Raw genomic sequence first — 24736 nt, forward strand, 5'->3', positions numbered from 1 at the left:
TGGCTTGTCGGGCCATGCACCGTCGCGTGGCTTTTCAATCCATCAGGAGACAATCCATGATCCAGTCTATTCCTTTGAAAAAGCTCGTCCCAAGCCCGCGGAATGTTCGCAAGTCGAGCGACGTACTTGCCGACCTGCAGCTGCGGGCGGACATTGCCGCCCGCGGACTCTTGCAGAACCTCGTCGTGCGAAAAGCAAAGCGCGGCAAGTTCGAAGTCGAGGCCGGTGGTCGCCGTCTGGCTCAGCTCCAGGCGCTGGCCGAGGAGGGCTCTCTTCCCAAGAATCACGAAGTCACTTGTCTCGTCATCGAAGGCGAGGAAAGCGAAGTACGCGAAGCAAGCCTCGCCGAGAACTTCCAGCGCCTCGCAATGAACCCGGCCGACGAGGCACAGGCTTTTGCTGCGATCATCGAGGCGGGAGCCAGTACCGAAGACGTTGCCCGCCGGTTCGGTCTCACGGCCCGCTTTGTCGAGGGTCGTCTGCGTCTGGCAGGCCTCGCACCTTGTGTCTTTGAAGCGCTCGCCGAAGGCGCAATCACGCTCGACATGGCCAAGGCCTATGGGGCAATCTCAGACATCGATCGTCAGGCGCACGTCTTTGCCGAACTGAAGGATGCCTGGTACCAGGTCACGCCAGACACAATCCGGCGCATGGTGCTTGATGCCACTGTTCGTGGCTCCGATCCGCGCGCGGTTCTGGTCGGGCGCGATGCCTACCTTGCTGCAGGCGGCCGGATCGAACGCGAACTGTTCGACGACGAAGCCAGCGAGAGCTGGATCGATGTCGCGCTTCTCGAAGACCTTGCCCAGAAAGCGATGGATGATGCTGCGAAGAAGGTCGCGGAAGAACACGGTCTTGCCTGGGTGCGACCCACGCTTGGCAACTATGTCAGCCACGATCTCATCGAGGGCCTCAATCGGCTCCCATGCGAACCGGCTCCGCTAACCGAAGACGAGGCTCGTGAGCTCAGCGACCTTGAAGCCGACTACGATCGGACGGCCGCCATCCTTGAGGATGAGGACAGCGACGAAAGCGAGATCGCCAAGGCGGAAGAGGAACTGGTCTCGATCGACCGCGCGATGCGCGATCTCAACGATCGTCCGCCGGTGCTTGCCGACGAGCTGAAGTCGGAGGCTGGAGCGTTCCTCGTGCTCTCTCGCAATGGCGAACCGGCATTGGTGCCGCAATTCTACACCGAAGTTGAAGTCGTCAACGCTGACGACGGAGCAGTCGAACCGGTGGATGCTGGCGCTGATACCAAGCGCAAGAGTGGAGCGCTTTCACAGCGACTGCTCGACGAGCTCGCGATGCAGCGCCGCGATATCCTGGCGATCCACTTGGCCAATGATCCTGCGCTTGCGCTCGACTTCATGGTCTTCACGCTCGCAGACGCCGATGGACATGACTGGCGCGCGAAGAAGGCATCGACGCTGGTCGGCTCGGTAGCATCGGGACCGGTGGTCGGCTTCGAGGCGAAGGACGCCCCAGCAAGCGCTGCGCTCGCCGAATTTGTCGCTTCGCTCGACGAAAGCTGGCGCGCCGGCGAGACCGATGTCGAACGGTTCGAACGCTTCCGCGCATTGAGCGATGAAGCACGTTCGGCCTGGCTCGGTCATGTCGTATCCCGCACGCTGGTCGCGAGCCTTGCGTGTGAAGGCGATCGCTCGGCGCCGCTGCATGAAATCCTCGGGTCGCTGCTCGAGATCGAGACCGCGCACTGGTGGCGGCCGACGGCGGCGAACTTATTCGATCGTGTGGCCAAGGCGCGTACACTCGAAGCGCTCGATGCAGCAGGCGGCCCCGAACTCGTCAGTCGCTATGCAGGTTCGAAGAAAGCAGAGTTGGCGAGCGCAGCCGAGCGCATCTTCTCCGGCAATTTCATCGGCGAGGCGGATGTGAAAACGCGAGCGGGAGCGTGGGTGCCCGAGATCATGCGCTTCGGCTCTCCAAACGAGCCTGTGGATGACGAACTAACGCTCTCACCGGTCGACGAAACGAAGGATACAATTACCGAGGAAGCTGCCTGACTCCTCCTGACAGGTTCCGGCTACTCGGTGGGCGGTCCGTACCTATCGTACGGGCCGCCTTTTTCATGTCCAGGTCTGGGCCGGTTGCTGACAGTCCGCTCCCAGGCGACTGCGCAGCAGAAGCAGACGGCAGTCTGCTTGATCGAGACCACCCGCTCGTGTTCGCTTTGAAAAGGTTCTTGGTGGAGAGGGTCTCGTTTCTATTTCGCTGTGAACAGAAACCTGAGCTTACGCCGGTCTTCGCCAATACTTCCCTGCTATGCGTTCGGCGATAAAGCTGCCAGCAACTACCCCAAACGTGACCCAGATGATGACGCTTGGACCGTGTTTCCCGAAATCAGCCAAGCCGAATGCCACCATGGCAAGAAGCGCAGCACCAATCAAAAATGCTGGCCCTGCGATCATGCAGTGAAGCCGACGGCAACGCAAAGCGTTTAACGAGCACGCCGCCCCCATCCATAGGAACAGCACCGCCGCGATTTCCACCCTCTCGTTCGGTTGCAGAAGTTCTGCGGTAAAGTTTAGGCCGATTAGCGCCGCAAACGGCACGCCCCAGATTAGGATGCGGTGCAGACGGTTGGCGGCCAAGTCACGCTTGTTGGTGGCTTCCGCGTTGCTCATCCCAACATATACCCTGCATCGGAGGCCGCCGTCGGATAAGCGAACATGGTAGATTTGATGTCGTCCGCGTTTAGCCCATGGCGCATGGCCAAGCCGAAGATATTGACGAGCTCGTCGGCGTCAGGGCCGACCAAGTGGGCTCCAAGGATGCGTCCCGTTCCGTTCTCGACCAGCAGCTTGTGGCCGTAGATCTCTTCGTTCAGCCGCCTCGCCGAGAACCAACCAGGGTGCGAGCCAGCATGCACCGTGAAATCCAGCCCTGCCTCACGCGCCTCGCTTTCCAGCATTCCGACCCTGGCCGCCGGCGGCTCCGTGAAAAGTGCACTTGGCACCCCTCGATAGTTCGGAGTTCGACCGGTATCATCGAGTATGTTTTCTACCACGACCTTGGCATCGTTACTGGAGACTGGAGTCAGTGGCGGGCCATTTGCAGCAGCGTCACCTGCCGCGAAGACCTTGGGGTTACTTTGGCTCCGTAGCTGGGCGGTAAGTGCCAAGCGACCCGCGTCACAGGCGACGTCTCCCGCCTCCAGATCGAGCGAGCCGATCGCAGGGATTCTTCCGGCAGCGTGCACCACCAGGCTCCCTTCGATCCTGCGGTCGCCAGCATGGACGGTCAGCACGTTGCCTTTCTTCGTTACGCGGTCCACTTCAGCGTCCACAATTTCGATGCCGAGATCATCGAAACTTGGCATGAGCCAATCGACCGTGTCAGGGTCGAAGGCTTTCAGAATGCGGCCTCGTTGGAAGATTGTGACCTTTGCACCGGCGCGCGCGGCGAGGTGGGCAAATTCTGCGGCAATGTATCCGCCGCCGACGAATACGATCCGATCTGGAAGGGTTTTGTGTTCTAGGAATGCATCGCTGTGAATCAGCAATTCCTCACCTTCGATCCCAAGCGGCCGAGGCTCTGCTCCCGTTGCGATAAGAGCGTGCGAGAAACTCAGTTCCCGGTCGCCTATCACGATCCTGTCGGGGCCAGCAAAGCGTGCCGCGCCGTGAAAAGTCGCGACGCCCTTACGCTCGTAGCGAGCTTCCTGCTTTTCAGGGACGGGGTCGGTAAAGCTGCGCTTGAATGCCTGGAGGTCGGCCCAATCAATTGAAACCGAGCCCTTGATGCCCTTCCCCTTCATTCGCCTGTATGCCGCGAGCGCTTCCTCTCCGCTCACCATCATCTTTTTCGGGTCGCACCCTCGAAGCGCACATGTGCCACCGTAAGGCCGATAATCGATAACCGCGCAGCGCTTCCCGGCGTTGGCCATCTGGTGGACCGCGACCTGCGCAGCAGTTCCCGATCCGATGGCGACGAAATCGAAAGCCTCAGCCATGGCAGCAATCCCCTTCCTGTATTGGGGGGCAGGGAACGGTGCCGTACGAGCAGAACACGCAGCAATCGCCTTGGAGCGGCTGAAGGCGAACGCCGCAACCCGCGCAGTTATGGAAGAACAGGCAAGCGTTGGTCGGCATTTCCATGTCCTCCTCATGACCGCATTCGGGACAGCGCAAGCGCGAGATCAGGATCGGATCAGCCATAGAGGAAGGCACCTGTCAGCAGCGCCGCACCGATGGCAATTCCTATGGCGGTCAGCGCTCGATAAGTCGATGATCCGCATGCACTGTCCGCCGGGCATGTTCGTGCCTGCCGAAACTGCCAGAGCAAACGGAGGGTCGCAGCGAGAAGAAGAGCCGACGCCAGGGTCAGCAACGGGACGCGATAGGGGGCCAGGACCGGCGAGATGCTGCCAAGCCACGCCGAGCCCACACCCACCGACGCGAGCATCAAGGGCAGTGCACAGCATGCAGCTGCCCCGAAGGCTGCAAAGATACCCCCGCCCGTCGCCAATCCGTTCCACCATGTGCTGATGCCGCGCATCGATCGTCCTTTTGCAAACCTCGATTCGCATACCTATTTACAGTCTGTAGCAACTACAGACTCAAGAGGTTGGCTTTGAAAATTGGCGAAGTGGCGAAGCGGACCGGGTGTAACATCGAGACAATCCGGTATTACGAACGGATAGGCGTTATCGATGCTCCGCCGAGAAGGGGCGCCTACCGCGACTATGGTCCTCACGACACGGAGCGCCTCCGCTTCATTCGGCGCGCGCGCGAACTCGGATTTTCCCTCGAAGAGGTGCGGGCATTGCTTGACTTAACGCCAGGTCAGGAAGTGCGTTGCGATGAGGTGCAATCGATCGCCGAACAGCACCTCGCAAACATCCGTGCGAAGCGGGCCGACCTTGAGCGTATGGAGAACGCTCTCGCTAAACTGATCGAGCAATGTGGCACCACGAGCAATGATCGGTGCCCGGTATTGGAAAGCCTCGCGGGCGAAGGCTAGCCCAGCGAATTCAAGCTACAGACCAACGGGTTTCCACCCAGCACTCAAAATTGGCGCAGCCTGCCGGATCAGAAAAGCAATCGGTCCGCTTTCGGGCACCTTGCAATGTGCGGCCTACGACCAGAATTGGGGCGCAAAGCCGACATCGAAGCTAAGAGGAGAGTGAGCTTCCTGATTCCTGAACCCGGACACGTCCGTTCCGGTGATCAGGAGACGATCGATGACCAAGTCCCGCCGCACCGCTTCAGTTTCTCCAGCCGGACGCATCACTGCCGCCATCATTGAAAAGCTCGAAGAGGGCACCAAGCCCTGGGTCAAGCCGTGGCGTGGCTTGCCGGTTTCGCGCCCCTTGCGTTGCTGCGGGACGCCCTATCGCGGCATGAACACCTTTTGGTTGTGTATGGTGGCCGATGCCTGCGGATACACCTCTCCCTACTGGATGACATACCGCCAGAGTCAGAAGCTCGGTGGTCAGGTCCGCAAAGGCGAGAAGTCGACCATCGCGATCTTCTACAAGAGCTACACAAAGGAAGTTGAAACCGCTGACGGCGGGCAGGACACGGAGAACCGTCGCGTGCTGAAGGCCTATTCGGTATTCAACGCCGACCAGTGCGATGGCCTTTCCGAATTCTACCATCCCAAGCCTCTGGTTGCCGCGCTTGAGCCCGAAGGCCGCGAAGAGCGGCTCGATGCCTTCTTCGCCCGGATCGAGGCAAACCTGCGGCATCACGGCGCGCAAGCATACTACGAGCCGCTGCGCGACCGCGTCACCATGCCGCCTGTTGAACTCTTCGAAGCCTATGACCACTACTATGCGACACTCGCGCATGAGCTGTCGCACTGGACGGGGCATTCCTCGCGGCTCGATCGCGATCTCAAGAACCGCTTCGGTAGCGATGCCTATGCCGCTGAAGAACTGATCGCCGAGCTATCGTCTGCCATTCTTGGCGCTGAACTGGGCCTTCCGGTCACCCACCTCGACCATCATGCGAGCTATATCGCGTCTTGGCTCAAGATCCTCAAATCGGACGAGCGCGCGATCCTGACCGCGGCAGCAAAGGCCGAGGAGGCAGCCACCTTGCTGCTCGAACTGGGTGAATTCCAATCAACTGAAGGCGAGACCGACGTCGATTTGGCTAGTGCAGCCTAAGGAGCGGTGAGATGGGACGTTCCGTCAGCTATCCGACCGGCTCATTGGTAGCCTTTCGCCTGCTCGATGACGGCGAAGACGACGATGCGGACTGGGTCTATGAGTGCCTCGTCGACGAGATCATCGATACCACAAAGGCAGCCTTTCCATCCTTCGAGACCTTCGATGGATGGCGCGGTCGCGAGGACCGTATCCTTCTGCGCAACGCCTTCGCCGATTGCGGGATATCGACCTATTGCGGGCTTGCCGCGATCTGGCTCGCCCCTCGCGATGATGCTCGCTTTTGGGAAGCTGACTTCTCTCACCCGCGCGCGGCCCGTGCGCGCCACTGGATCGCCCAAGTGGCGCCGCGTTTCGAACGAATGTTCGGCGAACTCAAAATGGTCGGGCGTTTCTCGAACGGAGAGGCGATCTTCGAACGCCAGAAATCTTGCATTTGAGGGACAATTGTGTATATCTTGCACATGAAAGGACAGGCTATGGCGACGAAGCCACTCGAATTGCAGCCCGACGATGGCAAGGTCCTCACCTCTGCTATCGCGCGCATCGCCGAGTTCTGGGGCCTCACCAATCCCAAGCTTGGTGCAATCCTCGGTGTATCGGAATCGACCGCCTCACGCCTGCGCTCGGGCAAGGCCCAGCTCGACCCTCAATCGAAGTCTTTCGAAGCTGCTCAGTTCCTCCTGCGACTGTTCCGCTCGCTCGACGCTCTGCTCGGGAGCGACGACATGTCTGCGCGCGCGTGGCTGACGACCGCCAATCTCGATCTCGATGCGCGTCCGATCGATCTCGTCGACAGCTTCAAGGGTCTCATCACCGTTTGCGACTATGTGGACGCCCACCGCGCTCGCGTCTGAGTTCCGCCGCTACCGCCGGACGGTATGGCGGGTAGTCGAAGCACAGCATCGCATCTCGACCAATCGATTGACCTCCGACCTTGGCGAGCAACAGCGGCTTGAAGAACTGGCAGATAGCGCCAAGCCGGACTTGCCGAAGTCCGCGCACGGGTTGCACTATCTCCTTGCTTCACCCTTTCGCTATGGCCACACGGTTGCCAGCCGGTTTCGCCGAGCGAACGAGCGGCCCGGGATATTCTACGCAAGCGAAGCCGAAAGCACTGCGATTACCGAAACCGCCTACTGGCGGCTCAAGTTTTACAGCCGCTCGCCGGGCTTCGTTCCGGGCAATCGGACCAGCGAGCACCTGAGCTTTTCCGTGCCCATATCGGTCACGCGGCTGACAGATACGACCAGAGCGCCGCTTAAGGTCGATGCCAACCGATGGCTTGACCCGGACAACTACTCGCACTGCCAGGACCTTGCTGCGTCGGTGCGCGAAGCGGGCGGTCAGGCCATTCGGGCATGCTCCGCGCGTGACCCGGACGGCATCAACTTGGCATTGCTCGATCCGGCCGGCTTTGCGAAGTCGGAACCAGATCACGGTCGGGGGTGGCACTTGCGTCACGAGGGAGACCGACTAACTGCGATCGCGGCTTTCCCGCACGCGGAAGTGCTCGCCTTCACGCCGGTGCAGTTTGGCCTCCAAGAGCGCTCCTGAGTCGATCCGGGACTCCTCCGAGACAACTCCAGCACCACCCCGGCACTATCCAGCACGAACCTGTTCGCTGGTCCTCGTGCCCTGGACCGGTCAGGTCCCACCGCAACCCGCGCAAGGCTGCGGCCCGTGTGGCCCGCGCTAGCCTTGCCTTGCGGGGTTTCCCGCTGTCGCGGTGCGGCGTTCCCTTGTCCCGGTCCTTGTCGGGCACGGCGAACAGGCCCGCGCGGAAATTCCTCTGCCGGCATTCGCCGGTCTCAGGAGGACTACCGATATGTATGACAGTTTCGCCAGCCAGCTTGCGGGCCTCGATCTATCCGGCTTCTCAATCACGCCCGCCCCTTTCAACGAATGCGACTTTCCATGTGAGGATGCCATGGCTCACACGCTGGGAGCGGTATGGTCCGATCTCTTTGCGCTGTTCGCCGACACCGCGCTCGAAGCCGACGCCGAAGATCTCGCTTGGGGCTTCGTCAATCTCTTCCACCGCGCTGCCAGCCGCAAGTCGGCCCAGGTGGATCGGGCCTCGGATGAAATCCGTGCCCTGTTGGCATCCGCCGACGGCTCCGAGGTGCATTCGTCGAACCTTGAGGAGCAGACCCTGCGCGCGCAGTCGGCTGAAGCCAGCATGCAGGCCTTCGAGCAGATGCGCGAGGTTGCAGCAGGGCTCTACCGAGACGAAACCGGGTCTTCGTGGAAGCCCGTTTCGGGATCGCGTGCGCGCCATTCCAAGAACTTGACTTCCGCCGTGATCGATGCCCGTGATTTCCTGCGCGTGCGCAAGGAACGCCGTCAGGCTGCACATTCGCCCGAGGGTACTCCGGTGGTTTTCGCCGGTGGCCGCAACCGCTTCGAAAGCGAGGCCGAGGCCAAGACCTACGCTGCCAACATCTGGGCTACACTCGACAGGGTGCGCGAGGTTGTTCCTGACCTGTTTCTCGTGCACGGCGGCGACGGCAAGGGAGCCGACAGACTGGCCGCATCCTGGGCCGAGCGTCACGAAGTGCAGCAACTGACATTCGGGCTTGAACGCCGTCTCGGGGCTCGCGCAGGGTTCAAGCGCAACGAGCTAATGCTCGGTCTTAACCCTCGCTACGTGGTGGCATTTCCGGGCAATGGCGTGACCGAACGCCTTGTCATCGAGGCCAAGAAGCAGCGTATCACGGTTGTTGATCGTCGCGGGCCATTAGGCAGCTGTCCCGGGTGAGCGTGCGAGGCCCGCTCGGCGTTTTCGCGCTTGCTTCCGGTCACCAGAAAAAAGGGCGGCCCCATTTGGAGCCGCCCATAAGGAGAGAACTCATTGCATTGCTGCTCCGAGCCCTTCGGGTCGCGAAGCTGACATAGCACTTAATCTCTTTGAGTCGATTGTAGAGTAACGACAGGCCCGAATAGATACGCTTTCGAACAATTTCGTTGCGTATCTGAGCGCCTCTGAAGCTACTCCCTTGTGGATGGATATGCTTGTTTATTGCAGCGGTGTGGCACTTATCGTTCCCGCATCTGATTTGCCACGCTACAAGATTTCCAATGCAACTCGATGATCTTCTCGTTCGCTACTTTGCCTCGACCAATATGGCTGAGATAGCACCCGACACTTTGGCAGCCGGGATTGAGCATTGCCGGGTCGACCTTGGCCTCGAAGAGGACAGGGGCAAGCGCTTTGCACTGTGGTCGTTCCTGCACATGTTCGGTTCTGCCCCCGACCTCGACGTGGCGTTCGAGAACGAGGAAGACCGGGAAGCAGCCCGCAACTTGATGGATCTCCTGGCAGCATCGGAAAGCGACGGCGAAAGCTGAATGCAGCGGGATCATGTGACCCTTCAGACCCGCACCCGATACCCATCCGGCTTTCTTCGCGAACAGTCCTGAACCAGGTCAGCTGAGGAGCCGCAACCCGTTCCTTTGACGGCCGTGTTGGCAGCTGCGCTGCCTGCCCGCACCACCCGTCATGAACAGGTTTCCCTTCGGCCTTTCAGGCCTGCGGTGCAGTTCTCCCATGCCCTGCTTCTTCTGCATGTTCGCAAGCCGGAGATGGTCTCCGGTTTGAGGAACTGAAGGAACACACCCATGACCAATATCGCAATCCTCACCGGCCGCATCGCTCGCGATCCCGACACCCGCGAGACCAAGGGCGGTACCAATGTCACCGGCATCACCGTCGTCACCGATCGCCCTGCGCGAGACAAGGACGGCAAGACCTACAAGGACGAGAACGGCTACACCGCCAAGGAAAGCGAGTTCCACCGGGTGACCTGCTTCAACGGCCTCGCCAAGACCGTCGGGCAGTACTGCACCAAGGGCCAGTTGGTTTCCGTCCAGGGCCGCATCCACTATACCCAGTGGGAAGACAAGGACGGGGTCACGCGCTACGGCACCGAGATCCTCGCCGACAAGGTCGACTTCCTCTCCCATGGCAACGGCTCCGGCGAGAACGACGACAACAAGGATGCTCCCGAGATCGACTGAACTCTCCCGTCGATCTCCCTCCCGAAGGGGTCCTGTCCAAGCTGGACAGGACCCCTTTCCTCGTTCTACTTCACAGACGTTTGTTGAGGGCGAGGAGAAGATATAGAAGCACCCAGCCGCTTTAACGCCTCGTCCTCTCCCAGCTTTGCGAGCTCCACGGCCAATCTTGCCAGGCCCTTCTTCGAAAACGTTTCAAGGCCTGTTCCGAGGATTACGCTGCCCAGTTCAAGAGCAGCCTGTTTCTCGAGTTCTTTCTGACGCCGGTCGAGTGCCAGCCGGTCGGCTTCCAGCTTCTGGAGTGCAGCTACAGCGCTTCGTTTCGATGGCATTGGAGTTCGTCCTTACTCCCCTTCTGCGTTCCTCCCGGGGGCCCAATGGAACAGGCAAGACCCTGTAGGAAAGTCCTTTTGCAGATGACTGGCACCGGCGCTCTTCATCGGGCGGGGGAGGGGCCTTGCTCACGGACTTTCAAGGATGACGGGCCCGGCACCGGCGCGTCAAGGACGGCGGGGCCCCACCATTTTGACTCCCCTTCGCTTGCGCTGCGGTCCAACAAAATCGTTGCCCCCACCGCCGCTTCGCGGTCGCCCCTATGGGCGATCCCTGACCCGCCGGCACCGTGCCCATCCGCCTTCCTCCTGTCGTCTCACCGACAGACATCAGGAGGAAATCATGACTACACTTGGCAATATTGAATCGAATTCGAACAGCTACTTTGAAGCACTCGCCACTGCCGAACAGCGGGCCTTGCACAGTTTCTTCGACCAGCACGTCGTCGAGGATGACGACCTTGGATACTTCGCTCTCGACGAAGGTGACTACAACGCCTTGCCAGCACATCTGGCCAGCCGTGTGGTGCACACGGTGCATGGCGCAATGCTCGACGAGTTCTGAGCGTCCAATAGGGCGGGAGCCGGTGACGGTTCCTGCCCTTTTTTCGTGTTCGCTGGTGGAAGAGGAGGGCGGGATGTGGAGCGGGGCTGGTGACGCGCTCGGTCCCGCACCACCTGCGGCGGTGCTCCTGCGGGCGCGGTGTCTTTGATCCGGGCCCCGCACGCACTTGCGCACCGCGACCGGGTCGGACCAGCGCGCGCGGCAGGACCGACAGGTCCCGTTCCCGCCGCTTCACACTTGGTCCTTTGCCGGTCCCTCTTGCGCAGGTGCTGCCTCTTGTTGAGGGTGTAGCTTCGACATGACCGCTCGCAGGCACCGGTTCGTGCGAAAGGTTGCTCACGCTCCTTTGGCAAGGATTGCCAAGCCCCACGATCAGAGAGCCGCAATCATTTCTGGGTCGGCCCGCGCAATTGTAGAGGGATGGCACACCGTACGCAGCGGGTGCTGCAATGCAAGGCGTGGAATTGCTTCGCGAATTCACGAAAATTCGCCTATACCATCTTCCGTGCCGGATGCGGCCCAGTTGCTCGCTCGTCCGTGCCGAGTCGGCACAGATCCGTTTAATCTGCTGAAAAGCTGTGTGAATTTTCCGTTTTCCTACACCCCATGCTGCGGCCTAGAGTGGCACTTGCCTTTCGAAGGGTGAGCCAGGTTCTTTGAACACAAGGAACTTGGAAAAATGCAAAGACACCACCGGTTCGTGACCTATGTCACGCCCCTGATCGCCGAATGGATCAGGAAACAAGCCGACGAGCGCAGGGTCAGCGCGAGTATCGTTGTTTGCGATTGCATCTTCGATGCCTGGCAGCGCGCGACCGAAGCTGACCTGAGGACTCCGGCGACCGATCCGGTGCGCCAGAACATCTTCATCACAGTGGCGCTCGATGCGCTGCTTACGCATCATCCCGACAGCACACTGCGCGACAGAACGGTCGCAGCCTACCAGCGCCGGCTGGAGCGCCTCGGTATCGTTGCACCCCGACCCATGGGAGGCGATGATGAAGCATAATCTCGTCAACTTCACCCGCGGCAGCCAGCTCCTCGGGCATTTCGGCTTCATGTTTGCCGCGGGCCTCAAGGGACCCCTGATCGTGACACTCCTGGTCGTTCTCGGGCTGGTCTATTGGGACGTAAGCAGCGCGCTAGATGACTACCAGGTCTACCTCCTGTGGATGCATGCCTATGCCTCTGGCTATGCCTTCATGGAGTTCGATCCGGACAAGCTTGTGAACCTCAAGCTGGCCGATGGTAGCCTCGTCGCATTTCCCATTTCCGTGGTCACCGATTACCCGCCGATGCGCAAAGCGGTCGCGCTTTTCCGGAGTGCGGTGATCAGCGCCTTGTGGCTTGCAGGGTTCATTCTTGCGCCGCTCTGCGCGCTTTTCTGGTGGGTTGCCGAACGCTTCGGCGAGAAGTCGAAACAAAAGAAGCATGTGCGCGGAGCCGAGCTCGCTACCTTGCGCGACCTTAGCCGCGAGATCGCTGCGCACAACCGCGATGCCCGTTCCCGCGAATATGGCGATGCTTTGGGCTGGCGCTGGCGTCTGGCCGGGTCGGCTTCGCTGCGGGATGCGGGCTTCTATTCACCCGCGCATCTCGCTGGTGTCAGCTGGCCATGGCGGCTTGAGCAGAGTCATGCGATGCTTGTTGGCACAACCGGGACAGGCAAGACCGTTGTCCTAACTGAACTCACCAGGGAGATCCGCGAACGGGGCGAACGCGCGGTCATTTTCGACCTTACCGGGGCCTTTGTCGAAACCTTCTACGATCCCGAGCGCGATGTTATCCTCAACCCGCTCGACGCGCGCTGTCCCGCCTGGAGCGTCTTCAACGATTGCTCCACGCGTGCCGAATTTCATGCCGCGGCGGAGTCCCTCGTCCCGCATGATGGGGGCGGCGCCGAACAGTTCTGGGTGCTCGCCGCGCGCACGCTGTTCGTCGAGACCTGTCTAAAGCTCGCCGAAGCAGGGCGGGGCACCAACGCCGCGCTGGCCCACGAACTCATGAACGCCGATCTCTCCGATCTGCACCGTCTCGTCGAAGATACCATGGCCGGTCCCATCAGCACGCCGAGCGCGGCGCGCATGGCGGAATCGGTGCGTGCAGTGTTCAATGTCAATGCCAAGGCGCTCCAGATGCTGCCCGAAGACGGGAAGCCCTTTTCGGTCCGCGAGTGGATCAATGGGGCAGGAGGACCGGGCTCGATCCTGTTCCTGTCTGCCCGCTACATCGACATGAGCGTGCTCTCGCAGTTGCTCACGCTGTGGCTCGATACCGCGATCAATACGCTGATGGCGGGCCAGCGCTCGCGGGACATCAGGCTCTGGTTCCTGATCGACGAACTGGGCGCCCTGCATCGTCTCCCTTCACTCGAAAAGGGCCTCCAGACCGCGCGCAATTTCGGGGGCGCGATCGTCACCGGGATTCATGCCTTTGCCAAGCTCAAGGATGTCTACGGTGAGAACATGGCGATGACCCTCTCCTCGCTTGCCCGCACCAAGCTGATCCTTGGCACAGCAGATCGCGAGACCGCCACCTGGTGTTCCGATATCATCGGCCACCGCGAGGTTCGCGAGATGGAGGAAGGTTACAGCTACGGCTACAACAATGCGCGTGACGCGGTGAGCCTGACGCCCCGGCGCCAGGTCGTTCCGTTGCTGCTTCCTGACGAGCTGATGAAGCTCAAGAACCTTCATGGTTTCATCAAGTTTCCCGAAGGATTTCCGGCGGCACCCGTGGTTCTCGCACCGCGCAACTGGCCTCGGGTAGCCGAAGGCTTCATTCCCCGCGATATGCCGAAGCCACCGCCGCAGACCCGGCACTCTGATGGTAAAGATGGAGCAGGGGGCGGTGCCGGAGCAGCCTCTGAAACAGGCGACAATGATGGTGATCCTCGCCGGATGAGGGACGCGCACGATCGCTCCGACAGCGCTGAAAAGAAAGCCGACAAGGAAGACAAAAAAGAACTGCGCCGGACCCGTCGCAGCAACAAGGGCGATCAGGCTCGACCGGACCAGACAAGCAAGCGTCGCGATCCGAATGCGCGAGGGAAAAAGGCGACATCGGACCCTCAGCGGCCGGCTCAATCCGAACTCCCTCTGTCTTCGAAAGCTGAGGAGCACCGCGGCATGGAGCAACGGGCTGTGCCTTCCGCCAGATCCGATATTCCCGATCCCGCAGCGCATCAGCGAGCACAGGTCGCGCGCGGCAAGGCCGACCAGAGGCTCCAGGAAGAGCAGCAGAAGTCGCTGCTTGGCGGTGCAGCGAAGCAGGGTCGCGATGCCGATCAGGGGCAGGACCATGGTCACGATTACGGGGACTTCGATCCGGATATGTGACGCTCAACCGGGGAGGGGACGAGGGCCAAGAGAAAGTGATCCCAGCCCATGCTTTCCGTCGCCAATGTCCGCTCGCCTTCGGCGGCGGCGAGCTACTTCGCATCGGACAATTACTACGCGAGCGCCGATGCCGACCGTTCGGGCCAATGGGTCGGTGAGGGGGCGAAGCGCCTTGGTCTTGATGGCAAGGTCGAGGCAAAGGCGTTCGATGCGCTCCTCCGGGGCGAGCTGCCCGACGGCAGCAGTGTCGGCAATCCCGGACAGACGCACCGCCCGGGTACAGACCTCACCTTCTCCGTCCCCAAGAGCTGGTCGCTGCTGGCGCTCGTCGGGAAGGATGAGCGGATCATCGCCGCCTACCGCGAAGCCGTCCTGGAAGCGCTGCACTGGGCTGAGAAGAATGCGGCCGAGACCCGGATGGTGGAGAAAGGCAAGATCGTCACTCAAGCCACGGGAAGCCTTGCGATCGGCCTGTTCCAGCACGACACCAACCGCAACCAGGAGCCGAACCTCCACTTTCATGCGGTCATCGCCAATGTCACGCAAGGCAGGGACGGGAAATGGCGCACGCTCAAGAACGACCGGCTCTGGCAGCTCAACACCACGCTCAATGCTATCGCGATGGCGCGCTTCCGTGTCGCGGTCGAAAAGCTTGGCTATGAGCCGGGACCGACCCTCAAGCACGGCAACTTCGAAGCGCGCGGTATCACCCGCGAACAGGTCATGGCGTTCTCGAGCCGCCGCCAGGAAGTGCTCGATGCGCGGCGCGGGCCTGGTCTTGAAGCGGGCCGCATCGCCGCGCTCGATACGCGCGCCAGCAAGGACGCGATCGAGGACCGCGAAACCCTGGGCAAGCTCTGGAGCGAAACCGCGAAATCCATCGGACTGGACCTCGCGCCCTTGGTCGAGCGGGCGCAGACCCGCTCACTGAAACAGTCGATCGAAACTGGCAGGTTCGGCTCACTTGTCGAGCGCGGGCGCGCATGGCTGGGACGCTTCGCCGCACATGTCAGGGGCGATCCGGCTGATCCGCTTGTGCCCAAGTCGGTCCTCAGACAGGACCGTGAGACGATCGCAGCGGCACAGGCCGTCGCTTCGGCGGTGCGTCATCTTTCGCAGCGCGAGGCTGCCTTCGAGCGCACCGCGCTCTACAAGGCTGCGCTCGATTTCGGGTTGCCAGCGACGATTGCTGATATCGAGAAACGGACCCGCGCCTTGGTGCGCTCTGGCGAGCTCATAGCAGGGATGGGAGAGCACAAGGGCTGGCTCGCCTCGCGTGACGAGGTGCTGACCGAGCAGCGGATCGTGTCCGAGGTTGCCGCCGGCAAGGGTGCGAGCTCATCTGCAGTTGAGCCGAAAAGCGCGACTGATCGTGTCCAGGCCGCTGCAATGACAGGGCAGGGGTTCCGTCTCAACGAGGGTCAGCTCGGGGCGGCGAAGCTGATCCTGACGTCCGAGGATCGAACGATCGCGGTCCAGGGAATTGCAGGGGCCGGCAAGAGCAGTGTTTTGAAGCCCGTCGCCGCGGTGTTGCGCGCCGAGGGCCGCCCGGTCATCGGGCTCGCAATCCAGAACACGCTCGTCCAGATGCTCGAACGCGACACCGGTATAGCCTCGCAGACGCTGGCCCGGTTCCTTGGTGGCTGGAACAAGCTGCTCGACGATCCCGGTAACGCGGTGCTGCGTTTGGAGGCAAAGGCGGCGCTAACAGACCATGTGCTGGTGCTCGACGAGGCTTCGATGGTCTCGAACGAGGACAAGGAAAAGCTCGTCCGCCTCGCCAATCTCGCTGGCGTTCACCGGTTGGTCCTGATGGGGGACCGCAAGCAGCTCGGCGCAGTCGATGCGGGCAAACCTTTCGCGCTCCTGCAGCGGACGGGCATGGCGAGCGCTGAAATGGCGACCAACCTGCGCGCCCGCGACCCTGTCGTTCGCGAGGCGCAGGCGGCAGCGCAGGCGGGTGATGTACGCACGGCGCTGCGGCACCTGCAGCCGCACACGGTCGAGGCCAAGGGTGATGGCGCGCTGGTCGCTGCTGATACCTGGTTGGCGCTCGACAAGGACGACCGCGCGCGGACATCGATCTACGCCTCTGGCCGCGCAATCCGCTCTGCGGTCAATGGCGCCGTCCAGCAGGGACTTCTCGCCAATGGCGAGATTGGCCCGGGCAAGGCCGAGCTCGGAGTGCTGGACCGCGTCAACGCGACCCGCGAGGAGCTGCGACATCTCTCGGCCTATCGGCCTGGCCGGGTGCTCGAGGTCTCGAGAAAGCAACAGGCGCTGGGACTGTCAGCGGGCGAGTATCGTGTCCTGGGACAGGACCGGAAGGGCAGGCAGGTCGAAGTCGCGGACAAGCGCGGCAAGCGGTTCCGGTTCGACCCGGCACGGATCAGGGCAGGGAAAGGCGACCAGAATCTGACCTTGCATGAGCCGAGGAAGCTCGAGATCCATGAAGGCGACCGGATCCGATGGACCCGCAACGATCATCGCCGCGGCCTCTTCAATGCCGACCAGGCCAGGGTGGTTGCCGTTGTCGGCGGGAAGGTCACTTTCGAAACTTCAAGGGGAGACCAGGTCGAGCTCAAAAAGGACGATCCGATGCTGAAGCGGATCGATCTTGCCTATGCGCTGAACGCCCATATGGCGCAGGGTCTGACATCCGATCGCGGCATTGCAGTCATGGACAGCCGCGAGCGCAACCTGTCGAACCAGAAGACCTTCCTGGTGACGATCACGAGGCTTCGCGATCACCTGACGCTTGTTGTCGACAGTTCGGACAAGCTAGGAGCGGCCGTCGCACGCAACAAAGGCGAGAAGGCATCGGCCCTCGAGGTCACCGCACAGTTGACCCCGACAGAAAAGAAAAACGGCGAACTTGATCAGCTGAAACCGGAAGAGGCCAACAAGGCCGAAAAGGAACTCGCCCGAAGCAAGAGCAAGACACTGGACTTCGGGATTTGAAGGGCCGCTATGTGCCAGATTTTCTGACGAATTGGCCCCGGCAGTTGTTCCGGGTCGTGCCTGCGCGTGCACGACCAGATTTCGGAACCGCTCTCAGATCGCAAGAGTCTTGCGATGCCTCTCAATCGCGCTTCGCACGTCATCGGGGAAGGGCAGGTGTCCGCTTTCGCTGCTCCAGGCGTCGTCGAACCGTGCAACGACATCCTTCGCTGTCGCGGTGATCAGCTTGGCAGGCAGCCTTGCCTTGTCGGCGATCGCTTCGAGTTCATCATAGGTGTAGGACGCCCACTCGCGCGAGCTATGAAACTTGAGCGCAGCATCGTCGCCTGGGATATAGGCGAGCGTCGAAAGCAGGTCATAGGCAGGTGCCAGCAGCGCGTTGCGCCGGTCCGGATAAATCAATGACCAGTTCTTGAGGTGCATGTCGCCATTGCCGATCAGCACCGAGTAGGTGAGCCGGCGGACGAATTCGACCACGCTTTGTTCGTCGGTCTCGATCGCCAGGACACTGAGAATCTGGCGGTAGCTCGCGTTCTCGTATTTATCGTCTGCAAAGACACCGAACACCTGGGCGAAGTCTTCGGTGTGCACTGGTCCTTCTTCCCCCCGGTCGAAGCGCCGGATGGCAAAAGCGGATTTACCGTAGCGTGTGATACCTTCGGGTATGCCATCGATCTGATCGAGGGGCACAAGGTCGATTTCAGGTACGTCGATCCCGATCTTTGCGGCCAGTTTCATCGCTGCGAATTCTGCCTCGGGCACGTCCGGATGTCTGGCAGACGGGAGCTTGACGATCCAGTCGCCGCCGCTGCCCGTGACCGGGATCGTCAGCCCGCCATTCTTGCCCTGGGCTTTGATTGCCGAGAATTTGAGTTGCACGCCGGCAAGCGAGAAGCGCAGCGCGCGCTCTGCCTGCTTCCCCGCCGCTTCTTCATCTAGCTCGTCGGCCTCCGTTTCCTCGGCATCGACGGCGACGGCGCGCACTGCGCCGGGAAGATCGTGCCCGAGCTGTGCGAGAAGGTGGTACTCGCGCATGGCTTTCACGCCCGCGCGGCGGGCCAGGTAGTCGCGAAGCGTGCCTTCAGGAAGGAGGTTGGAGAAGAACGGCTCAATCTTCGTTCGATAGCTGCGTGTCTCGGCAATGATTTCGCCGTTCGCGTCCTTGTAGGCCAGCGACAGCGTTGGCCGATCCTGGTCGGCAAGGTAGACTTCGTCGAATGTGAAGATGCTCGCATCTCCATCGAGGCGCGCAATGGTTCCAACGCGCGTCTTACCCAGAAAGATATCGAGAGCAGCTGCGTCGATCATGTGGCGTCGTCCCCAAGGCGGTAAGCAGGCCGTCTTGAGGCACTGTCTTGACCGATTGCTTGAACCTGCGAGTTTCTGACGTGTTGGAGGGCACGCGTGGATGCTGCGATCTGTTGGGTGAGTTTCTTCCTTCCCTCTTGCTGCTCAAGCGCCCAGCCGAGATCCTGGAGATGCTTTTTCAGATGAGCGACGGGCTGCAAGGCCTGCTCGATGGCTTTGAGCGTTTCGGGAGTGAAATTAACGGCCTGGATATCCTTAAGTGCGCTTTGAAGCTCGGTCACTTCGGTGACGCTCGGATAGCTCTCCCGTACTCGCTCGGCGAACCGGTTGGTTTCGGCAATCGTTGCGAGCACTCGACTTGCCTCGCTTCTTTCGCGCTGTGAGCGAACTACGCCTTCGATCGCCGGTACGGTCCTTCGAGGCACTAGCTTCAGTTCGAGGTCGAGCGCGCGCGCTATTTCGACGAGGCTGGAAATCTGTAGGTCTACACTCCCGCCTTCGATTTTGGAGATATGGCTTTGAGGCAAGCCTACCCGTTCACCCAGCTGTTTCTGGGTAAAGCCTTTTGCTATCCGTGCCGCTTTGATGCTTGCGGCGATGTCCTCGATTGTCGTGCTCATAAATATGTTTCTACATATGCTGGCCTACGTCTATATGTTTTAGCATATACCATGATCGTTGAGAAAGGCAATAGAGATATGCAATGGCATATATACACTACCCATGATAGGCCATTGCATATCATGGGTAGTGTTTGCCGCGCATAAAGCGTGAGCCGTCGTCACTTCAAAGAGCCTTTTCCCGCTCTTTCGATGACAGAGCTTTCGCCCAGAGATCTGCCATTCAGTCAGGAAGGCCAACGGCGGCAATGCGCCCTAATCCCGGTCATTCGAGTAGTCACGATTTTCGCCCAAAAGCTGCCGTTGGTTCAGACTAGCGTCGATGGCAGCTATGCGCCCCAATAGCGGCCATAAAGTCAGGCCAGGACACGCTTGAAAGCTGCCGTTCCAAAGTTTCGTCTGATTGAGGGAAAATAAGCCTTCAATCGCAATAGGTCGAAAAATTTTCTTCGCGATGCGTCTTGGTCGCTGAAGTGAGGCGCATGAAATCCTCGTTAAGTTCGGCTTTGCCGTATCGTGACCGTGCACGAATTAAGTTGCTCCTTCATTATGACTTTCGGATGAGCACCACCCCAGCAATCACAAGCGCGCCGCCAGCCAGAAGCCAGGATTGATCGACAAGCAACGCGCTAGCTATGATCAATGCGGCAGCTAGAGGGCCTTTCAAGGACTGACGCTCATTGCGAAGTCCAGCGAGCTGCTCGATACTGAGCGGATCGAGCTGAACCGGCACATATCCTGACTTTGCGATCGAGTTCGCAGTGGCAAGTATGTCGGGCAAGGACGCCGACAAACCCAGCAGCTGACCGCGAAGTCTCTTCAAACCCGACCGAGCGCTGCCGAGCGAGAACCGCTCGGCGAGAAGCTCCGTGATGATCGGCCGGGTCTCTTCGGCGATGTTGTAGTCCGGTGCCAGCGATCGGACGAAGCCCTCTGCAGTCAACAAGGTACGCAGAAGAATGGCCAGATCAGGTGGCAGAACCAGTCGATAATCCCGCAACAGGTCGAAAGCGCGGGAAAAAATCTGCGAGAACTCGATGCCAGATAGCACGGTCCCCCTGAACTCTCCGATCAACTGATCCAGATCCACCGCGAGCGCATCGCGATCCACCTTCGGCTCCCCCGCCCATGCGAGCAGGACATTCGCGACATCGCTGGTTTCCTCACCAGCGATCGCAAGGACGAGGCGGACGATCTCGTCGCGCCTGGCCTTGGTGAGCGTCCCGACCGATCCAAAGTCGATGAAGCCGACATCCTGCTCGCCGATCATGAAGACGTTACCGGGATGGGGGTCGCCGTGAAATTCGCCGTTCAGGATGATCATCCGCAGGACAGCGTTGGCATAGCTTTTAGCGAAAGCCGCCACCCGCGGGTCGCCCGATGGGCTGCCCAGCGAAGACGCGGGCCTGCCGTACAGGCGTTCCTGAACGTTCACCCGCAGCCCGGTCAGTTCCCAATGGATGGCCGGGGACCTGACGCCGATGGTATCGAGATATGCGCCGATCCGCTCGCAGGCTCGGGATTCCGCAGCGAGGTCCATCTCCCAGGCAAGATTGCGGCCGAAGGTCCGCAGAAACTCGACTGGCCGGTAACGCGCGATGTCCGGCGACCGTGCTTCCACGATCCCGGCAAGGCGTATAAGGAGGCGCACATCAGCCTCCATCCGAGCGGCAGTGCCTGGCCGCCGAACCTTCACGATGACCTCGCTTCCGTCCCGCAGTCTGGCGGAATAGGTTTGCGCTATGGAGGCAGAGGCCAAAGGCTTTTCGTCGAACTGCGCAAAGTCGCTCCGCCAGTCCTCACCCCAGCTTGAAGCAAGTACGGGCTCGATATCTGCGAAGGGCACTGACGACACCTGATCGTGCAGGGTTGAGAATGCCGTGATCCAGTGTTCGGTAAACAGATCGCTTCGGGTGGCGAGGAGTTGCCCCAGCTTTATGCCGACTGGCCCGATGTCACGGAGGAACGCCACAACTGCAGCCGGATGAAATTCGCGAGGATCGATGACATTGCTCGAAGAGGGAATAAATCCGAGGGCTCCGGCGAGATTCTTCGCGCCGTGCCTCATTAGGATTTGGCCGATCTCCGCGGCGCGAGCGATGCTGCTGATAGGCTTTTCCGGGGGCGATGCCATGATTTTACTCAGCCTCGGCCCGGAGTTGGTCCAGATTTTCCGATACCCTTTCAAGAGTCTGCTGCAACGTTTGCTTCTCGTCGGCGGCAATGTCGCGCCAAAGCAGACCATGAAGCCTATCCGCGGAGCCTCTCAGTTCGGGCAGCAGATCGTCAAGCTGCTCCGTGAGGATGAGCTGCCACGCTCGCCGATCCGTCTCAGCTCGAAGCCTTTTCATCAGCCCGCGTGCGCAAAGACCTGCAACCGCCTGGCCGATGGTCGCCGATTCCAGTTCCAGTTTCTTGGCGATTTCAGCCTGCGTAAGGGCAGGATCGCGAAGAAGTTGTCCGATGATCCTCCACTGTGTCTGATTGAGACCGATCCTGGCGACCCTCGCATCGTACACTCTGCGCGCGCCGCGACTGATCTCGTCCATAAGATAGAGAATGCGGTCATCATCGGTGATGAACTTCTGCCGACGCTGAGACCGTGACATGGTATCTGGTTTTTCATCCATAGCGCTGTGTAGTCGGATAGCCTCGGATGCCCAAATGCAAACTGCTAAATGCCTTTACTATCTGACTCACGGCTCATAGGGCGCGAGACGCGTTCACCTTTTACTGAGGCTGCCGAAAGAGTCAGATGACCGATAACTCCAACCAACCGGAGCAGGAGGGCACAACCCCAACGAAACCGCAATCGCGGCGTGGCTTGCGCATCGTGCTAATCATCGTTGGTCTTGCCGTGCTGCTTGGCGGGATCTGGTGGTACTACCGGCACGTAACCTACGGACAGTACATGCAGACGACCGATAACGCCTATGTCGCTGCCGACAGCGTCGTTATCTCTTCCAAGGTAGCGGGATACGTCGAAGAGGTCTTCGTGGGGGAGAACGAGCAGGTTGCTCGCGGCGGAGCCCTCGTACAACTGGATCTGCGGGATTATCAGGCGCAAGCGCAACAGGCGCGCGCACAGATCGCTGCGACCCTGGCCGGTGCCGACACAATCCGTTCTCAGGTAGCCGAACAGGATGCAGCCATTCGCCAGGCGCGGGGCCAACTCGCCGCCGCGCGCGCAGCACTGGACCTCGCGAACGACCAGGTGGCGCGATATCGGCCCCTTGCCGCGACAGGAGCCGAACCGCGGGAAAAGCTAGACCAGTATGAGGCGCAGGCGCGGCAAGCGCGGGCCGAACTCGTCGCCGCGCAGGCAGCGGTGGCTGCCGCGACCGCGCGCCGAGGGACCCTGTTCGAGCAGATCAACCAGACCCAGGCGCAGGCGGACGCTGCTCGCGCTCAGCTGGAAACAGCCGACCTTACGGTTGAATCGACCTTGCTGCGCGCCAGCAAGGCCGGCCGCGTCGGCGATCTCTCGGTGAGGGTGGGCCAGTTCGTGCAACCGGGTCAACGTTTGATGACGGTGGTTCCGGTGAGGGCGATCTACGTGACGGCAAACTTCAAGGAAACGCAGGTCGGCCTGATCCGGGCCGGCCAAAGCGTCAGGCTCGAAGTTGACGCCCTACCCGACCTTGAGATCGCGGGGCGAGTGGTCAGCATATCGCCGGGAACGGGCGCGGAATTTTCCATCCTCCCCCCCGAAAATGCCACCGGCAACTTTACCAAGATCGTTCAACGGATACCCGTCCGCATCGGTATCGATGCTCCCCCTGAAGTGCGGCGTCTGCTCGTTCCCGGCATGTCGGTAGTGGCTACGGTCGACACCCGGAATGCTGCCGGCGAATTGGAAGAGATCTCGAGTCGGACTCAATGACCGAGATACTGGCAGCGCAGGACACTTCGATCGGGCCGGCCGGGGGCCGAAAGAACGCAGACGTGACTGCCTGGGTCGCTGTGGCCGCGGGCGCGCTTGGCGCCATGCTCGCGACGCTGGACATATCAATCGTCAATTCCGCACTCCCCGTCATTCAGGGCGAGATCGGTGCCACAGGCGCCGAAGGCACCTGGATTGCTACGTCATTTCTCGTTGCTGAAATCGTCGTCATTCCGCTGAGCGCTTGGCTCGAACGGCTGTTCGGTCTGCGAACCCTCCTCATCATCGCGGTTAGCGCGTTCACCGCATTTTCGGTGCTATGCGGGATTGCAACCGACCTTACGACCATGATCATCGGCCGAACGGGTCAGGGATTCACGGGCGGAGTCCTCATTCCGACCGCAATGACTATTGTGGCTAAACGATTACCGCCGCACCAACAGCCAATCGGAATGGCCCTGTTCGGCATGACTGTGGTTCTTGGCCCCGTGATGGGGCCATTGATCGGCGGCTGGCTGACCGAGAACCTGAGCTGGCACTATGCCTTTTTCGTCAATGTGCCAGTCTGCGCAATCCTGCTGCTCTTGCTGTTTATCGGGCTGCCTCACGAGAAGCCCAAGTGGGAATATCTCACGGACGCCGATTGGGCTGGCATTCTCGGGCTGATCCTCGGACTGGGCGGTCTGACTGTTGTACTCGAGGAAGGGCACCGTGAGGAATGGTTCGAGTCCTCACTCATTCGCTGGCTAACGGTGGTGACCATTATCGGCTTTGCCTGTTTGATTTACGGACAGGTGAAGGCACGCAAGCCAGTCTTGAAGTTGCAGCTCCTGTTCAATCGACAGTTCGCCAGCGTCGCGATCATGGCGCTCGCCCTGGGCATGGTGATGTATGGTTCGACCTATGTCATTCCGCAGTTTCTGGCGATCATCTCTGACTATAATGCTTTTCAGACGGGACTGGTCATCTTCTGGATGGGTGTCCCGGCCTTTCTCCTGATGCCGGTTCTGCCCCTGATGATCCGCAAGGTGGACATCCGCATTGCCGTCGGCACCGGAATGCTGCTGATGGCGATCAGCTGCTTTGTCAGCACGAGTCTGACCGCCGAATCCGGCGGCGCTGTCTTCACTGAAAGTCAGCTTATCCGCGGGGCCGGAATGATACTTGCGATGATGTTCCTGAATCAGGCAACGGTTGCGTCGGTGGCCAAGGAAGACGCGGGCGATGCCTCGGGCATTTTCAACGCGGCCCGCAATCTTGGCGGATCATTCGCCCTCTCGGCCCTCGCTTCGTTCCAGGACCAGCGAATTTGGCACCATACGAGGCGCATGGAAGAAACGCTGAATGCGAACAGCGTTTCGCTGCAGACCTATCTCGACGGACTGGCGCGAAGCTTGGGCGATATGGAACGAGCGATGGCGGCACTCGGCGGCACTCTCCAGCGCGAAGCGTTCATCATGACCTACAATGATGTCTTTCTGGTGATGGGACTTCTCACACTCGCGACAGTCCCGCTTGTTCTGTTCCTCAAGCCGCTTCCGGAAAATGTCTCCCTTTCGATGCACTGAGCCCGAGA

At 60.6% G+C, this 24736-nt stretch carries 23 protein-coding genes and 1 pseudogene; 15 read left to right on the forward strand and 9 right to left on the reverse strand.

What is annotated here, in order from left to right; all coding sequences use genetic code 11:
- Positions 1-56: 56 nt before the first annotated feature.
- Positions 57-557 (forward strand): annotated as a pseudogene (locus K3152_RS14400) (ParB/RepB/Spo0J family partition protein); the annotation flags it as partial.
- A gap of 1698 nt (positions 558-2255) precedes the next feature.
- On the opposite strand, the gene K3152_RS01800 reads toward K3152_RS14400, so the two are convergent.
- Genes K3152_RS01800 through K3152_RS01810 form a run of 4 tightly spaced genes read right to left on the reverse strand, consistent with a single transcriptional unit; the run spans position 2256 to position 4521 of the window.
- Complete coding sequence (locus K3152_RS01800; RefSeq protein ID WP_007163745.1) at positions 2256-2648, reverse strand: hypothetical protein; 393 nt, start codon at positions 2646-2648, stop codon at positions 2256-2258.
- Entirely contained in the window at positions 2645-3976 is a 1332-nt protein-coding gene (locus K3152_RS01805) for a dihydrolipoyl dehydrogenase family protein (protein ID WP_007163746.1), read from the reverse strand. The genes K3152_RS01800 and K3152_RS01805 overlap by 4 nt, the downstream gene beginning before the upstream one ends.
- On the reverse strand, positions 3969-4181 hold the full coding sequence (locus K3152_RS14240) for a GDCCVxC domain-containing (seleno)protein (RefSeq protein WP_081432306.1): 213 nt from the start codon (positions 4179-4181) through the stop codon (positions 3969-3971). Before K3152_RS14240 ends, K3152_RS01805 begins: the two co-directional genes overlap by 8 nt.
- On the reverse strand, positions 4174-4521 hold the full coding sequence (locus K3152_RS01810) for a mercuric transporter MerT family protein (RefSeq protein ID WP_007163747.1): 348 nt from the start codon (positions 4519-4521) through the stop codon (positions 4174-4176). Before K3152_RS01810 ends, K3152_RS14240 begins: the two co-directional genes overlap by 8 nt.
- Before the next feature lie 75 nt (positions 4522-4596).
- Here K3152_RS01810 and K3152_RS01815 point away from each other — a divergent pair, with 75 nt between their 5' ends.
- From K3152_RS01815 to K3152_RS01850, 8 genes are all read left to right on the forward strand, one after another.
- Positions 4597-4986, forward strand: a complete 390-nt coding sequence (locus tag K3152_RS01815) for a MerR family transcriptional regulator (protein WP_007163748.1) — start codon at positions 4597-4599, stop codon at positions 4984-4986.
- Between the two features lie 220 nt (positions 4987-5206).
- Positions 5207-6136 carry an ArdC family protein gene (locus tag K3152_RS01820; protein WP_034953448.1) on the forward strand — a complete coding sequence of 310 codons (930 nt, stop codon included), beginning with the start codon at positions 5207-5209 and terminating at the stop codon, positions 6134-6136.
- A gap of 11 nt (positions 6137-6147) precedes the next feature.
- Positions 6148-6576 (forward strand): hypothetical protein, encoded by a 429-nt coding sequence (locus tag K3152_RS01825; RefSeq protein ID WP_152434313.1) that lies wholly within the window; start codon positions 6148-6150, stop codon positions 6574-6576.
- 39 nt (positions 6577-6615) lie between these two features.
- Positions 6616-6993 carry an MbcA/ParS/Xre antitoxin family protein gene (locus K3152_RS01830; RefSeq protein ID WP_152434314.1) on the forward strand — a complete coding sequence of 126 codons (378 nt, stop codon included), beginning with the start codon at positions 6616-6618 and terminating at the stop codon, positions 6991-6993.
- Complete coding sequence (locus K3152_RS01835) at positions 6965-7693, forward strand: RES family NAD+ phosphorylase (protein WP_221572374.1); 729 nt, start codon at positions 6965-6967, stop codon at positions 7691-7693. The genes K3152_RS01830 and K3152_RS01835 overlap by 29 nt, the downstream gene beginning before the upstream one ends.
- A 271-nt stretch (positions 7694-7964) precedes the next feature.
- Complete coding sequence (locus tag K3152_RS01840; RefSeq protein ID WP_221572375.1) at positions 7965-8897, forward strand: DUF2493 domain-containing protein; 933 nt, start codon at positions 7965-7967, stop codon at positions 8895-8897.
- 320 nt (positions 8898-9217) lie between these two features.
- Positions 9218-9487 (forward strand): hypothetical protein, encoded by a 270-nt coding sequence (locus K3152_RS01845; RefSeq protein ID WP_221572376.1) that lies wholly within the window; start codon positions 9218-9220, stop codon positions 9485-9487.
- Between the two features lie 270 nt (positions 9488-9757).
- Positions 9758-10156 (forward strand): single-stranded DNA-binding protein, encoded by a 399-nt coding sequence (locus K3152_RS01850; RefSeq protein WP_221572377.1) that lies wholly within the window; start codon positions 9758-9760, stop codon positions 10154-10156.
- Between the two features lie 65 nt (positions 10157-10221).
- On the opposite strand, the gene K3152_RS01855 is transcribed toward K3152_RS01850, so the two are convergent.
- Positions 10222-10485 (reverse strand): DUF6437 family protein, encoded by a 264-nt coding sequence (locus K3152_RS01855; protein WP_221572378.1) that lies wholly within the window; start codon positions 10483-10485, stop codon positions 10222-10224.
- 343 nt (positions 10486-10828) lie between these two features.
- Between K3152_RS01855 and K3152_RS01860 the strand changes: the two genes are divergently transcribed.
- From K3152_RS01860 to mobF, 4 genes are all read left to right on the forward strand, one after another.
- Positions 10829-11050 carry a hypothetical protein gene (locus K3152_RS01860; protein WP_034953463.1) on the forward strand — a complete coding sequence of 74 codons (222 nt, stop codon included), beginning with the start codon at positions 10829-10831 and terminating at the stop codon, positions 11048-11050.
- Between the two features lie 679 nt (positions 11051-11729).
- A complete protein-coding gene (locus K3152_RS01865; protein WP_066777517.1) occupies positions 11730-12059 on the forward strand; it encodes a hypothetical protein in 330 nt (109 codons plus the stop codon).
- The gene (locus tag K3152_RS01870; RefSeq protein ID WP_221573061.1) at positions 12049-14388 is read left to right on the forward strand and encodes a type IV secretion system DNA-binding domain-containing protein; all 2340 of its coding nucleotides are present in this window, start codon (positions 12049-12051) and stop codon (positions 14386-14388) included. Before K3152_RS01865 ends, K3152_RS01870 begins: the two co-directional genes overlap by 11 nt.
- Before the next feature lie 48 nt (positions 14389-14436).
- On the forward strand, positions 14437-17349 hold the full coding sequence (gene mobF, locus K3152_RS01875) for a MobF family relaxase (protein ID WP_221572379.1): 2913 nt from the start codon (positions 14437-14439) through the stop codon (positions 17347-17349).
- 93 nt (positions 17350-17442) lie between these two features.
- Here mobF and K3152_RS01880 read toward each other — a convergent pair whose 3' ends face one another.
- The 4 genes from K3152_RS01880 to K3152_RS14375 all read right to left on the reverse strand — a co-directional run bounded on the left by K3152_RS01880 (position 17443) and on the right by K3152_RS14375 (position 21907).
- A complete protein-coding gene (locus tag K3152_RS01880) occupies positions 17443-18657 on the reverse strand; it encodes a type II toxin-antitoxin system HipA family toxin (RefSeq protein ID WP_221572380.1) in 1215 nt (404 codons plus the stop codon).
- Positions 18654-19277 (reverse strand): helix-turn-helix domain-containing protein, encoded by a 624-nt coding sequence (locus K3152_RS01885; protein ID WP_090483105.1) that lies wholly within the window; start codon positions 19275-19277, stop codon positions 18654-18656. The genes K3152_RS01880 and K3152_RS01885 overlap by 4 nt, the downstream gene beginning before the upstream one ends.
- Before the next feature lie 547 nt (positions 19278-19824).
- On the reverse strand, positions 19825-21411 hold the full coding sequence (locus K3152_RS01890) for an ABC1 kinase family protein (RefSeq protein WP_090483096.1): 1587 nt from the start codon (positions 21409-21411) through the stop codon (positions 19825-19827).
- A gap of 4 nt (positions 21412-21415) precedes the next feature.
- Entirely contained in the window at positions 21416-21907 is a 492-nt protein-coding gene (locus tag K3152_RS14375; RefSeq protein ID WP_090483095.1) for a MarR family winged helix-turn-helix transcriptional regulator, read from the reverse strand.
- A gap of 125 nt (positions 21908-22032) precedes the next feature.
- On the opposite strand from K3152_RS14375, the gene K3152_RS01900 reads away from it, so the two are divergent.
- Together K3152_RS01900 and K3152_RS01905 are read left to right on the forward strand one after the other, a co-directional pair.
- Positions 22033-23160 (forward strand): HlyD family secretion protein, encoded by a 1128-nt coding sequence (locus tag K3152_RS01900; protein ID WP_061926347.1) that lies wholly within the window; start codon positions 22033-22035, stop codon positions 23158-23160.
- Entirely contained in the window at positions 23157-24728 is a 1572-nt protein-coding gene (locus K3152_RS01905; protein WP_051051456.1) for an MDR family MFS transporter, read from the forward strand. The genes K3152_RS01900 and K3152_RS01905 overlap by 4 nt, the downstream gene beginning before the upstream one ends.
- Positions 24729-24736 lie beyond the last annotated feature (8 nt).

It is taken from the genome of Qipengyuania polymorpha (assembly GCF_019711435.1).
Taxonomy (GTDB): Bacteria; Pseudomonadota; Alphaproteobacteria; order Sphingomonadales; family Sphingomonadaceae; genus Qipengyuania; species Qipengyuania polymorpha.

Coding starts and splice junctions, on each gene's coding strand:
- K3152_RS01800 (WP_007163745.1), bottom strand. CDS start 2,648: ATGAGCAACGCGGAAGCCACCAACAAGCGTGACTTGGCCGCCAACCGT.
- K3152_RS01805 (WP_007163746.1), bottom strand. CDS start 3,976: ATGGCTGAGGCTTTCGATTTCGTCGCCATCGGATCGGGAACTGCTGCG.
- K3152_RS14240 (WP_081432306.1), bottom strand. CDS start 4,181: ATGGCTGATCCGATCCTGATCTCGCGCTTGCGCTGTCCCGAATGCGGT.
- K3152_RS01810 (WP_007163747.1), bottom strand. CDS start 4,521: ATGCGCGGCATCAGCACATGGTGGAACGGATTGGCGACGGGCGGGGGT.
- K3152_RS01820 (WP_034953448.1), top strand. CDS start 5,207: ATGACCAAGTCCCGCCGCACCGCTTCAGTTTCTCCAGCCGGACGCATC.
- K3152_RS01825 (WP_152434313.1), top strand. CDS start 6,148: ATGGGACGTTCCGTCAGCTATCCGACCGGCTCATTGGTAGCCTTTCGC.
- K3152_RS01830 (WP_152434314.1), top strand. CDS start 6,616: ATGGCGACGAAGCCACTCGAATTGCAGCCCGACGATGGCAAGGTCCTC.
- K3152_RS01835 (WP_221572374.1), top strand. CDS start 6,965: ATGTGGACGCCCACCGCGCTCGCGTCTGAGTTCCGCCGCTACCGCCGG.
- K3152_RS01840 (WP_221572375.1), top strand. CDS start 7,965: ATGTATGACAGTTTCGCCAGCCAGCTTGCGGGCCTCGATCTATCCGGC.
- K3152_RS01845 (WP_221572376.1), top strand. CDS start 9,218: ATGCAACTCGATGATCTTCTCGTTCGCTACTTTGCCTCGACCAATATG.
- K3152_RS01850 (WP_221572377.1), top strand. CDS start 9,758: ATGACCAATATCGCAATCCTCACCGGCCGCATCGCTCGCGATCCCGAC.
- K3152_RS01855 (WP_221572378.1), bottom strand. CDS start 10,485: ATGCCATCGAAACGAAGCGCTGTAGCTGCACTCCAGAAGCTGGAAGCC.
- K3152_RS01860 (WP_034953463.1), top strand. CDS start 10,829: ATGACTACACTTGGCAATATTGAATCGAATTCGAACAGCTACTTTGAA.
- K3152_RS01865 (WP_066777517.1), top strand. CDS start 11,730: ATGCAAAGACACCACCGGTTCGTGACCTATGTCACGCCCCTGATCGCC.
- K3152_RS01870 (WP_221573061.1), top strand. CDS start 12,049: ATGAAGCATAATCTCGTCAACTTCACCCGCGGCAGCCAGCTCCTCGGG.
- mobF (WP_221572379.1), top strand. CDS start 14,437: ATGCTTTCCGTCGCCAATGTCCGCTCGCCTTCGGCGGCGGCGAGCTAC.
- K3152_RS01880 (WP_221572380.1), bottom strand. CDS start 18,657: ATGATCGACGCAGCTGCTCTCGATATCTTTCTGGGTAAGACGCGCGTT.
- K3152_RS01885 (WP_090483105.1), bottom strand. CDS start 19,277: ATGAGCACGACAATCGAGGACATCGCCGCAAGCATCAAAGCGGCACGG.
- K3152_RS01890 (WP_090483096.1), bottom strand. CDS start 21,411: ATGGCATCGCCCCCGGAAAAGCCTATCAGCAGCATCGCTCGCGCCGCG.
- K3152_RS14375 (WP_090483095.1), bottom strand. CDS start 21,907: ATGGATGAAAAACCAGATACCATGTCACGGTCTCAGCGTCGGCAGAAG.
- K3152_RS01900 (WP_061926347.1), top strand. CDS start 22,033: ATGACCGATAACTCCAACCAACCGGAGCAGGAGGGCACAACCCCAACG.
- K3152_RS01905 (WP_051051456.1), top strand. CDS start 23,157: ATGACCGAGATACTGGCAGCGCAGGACACTTCGATCGGGCCGGCCGGG.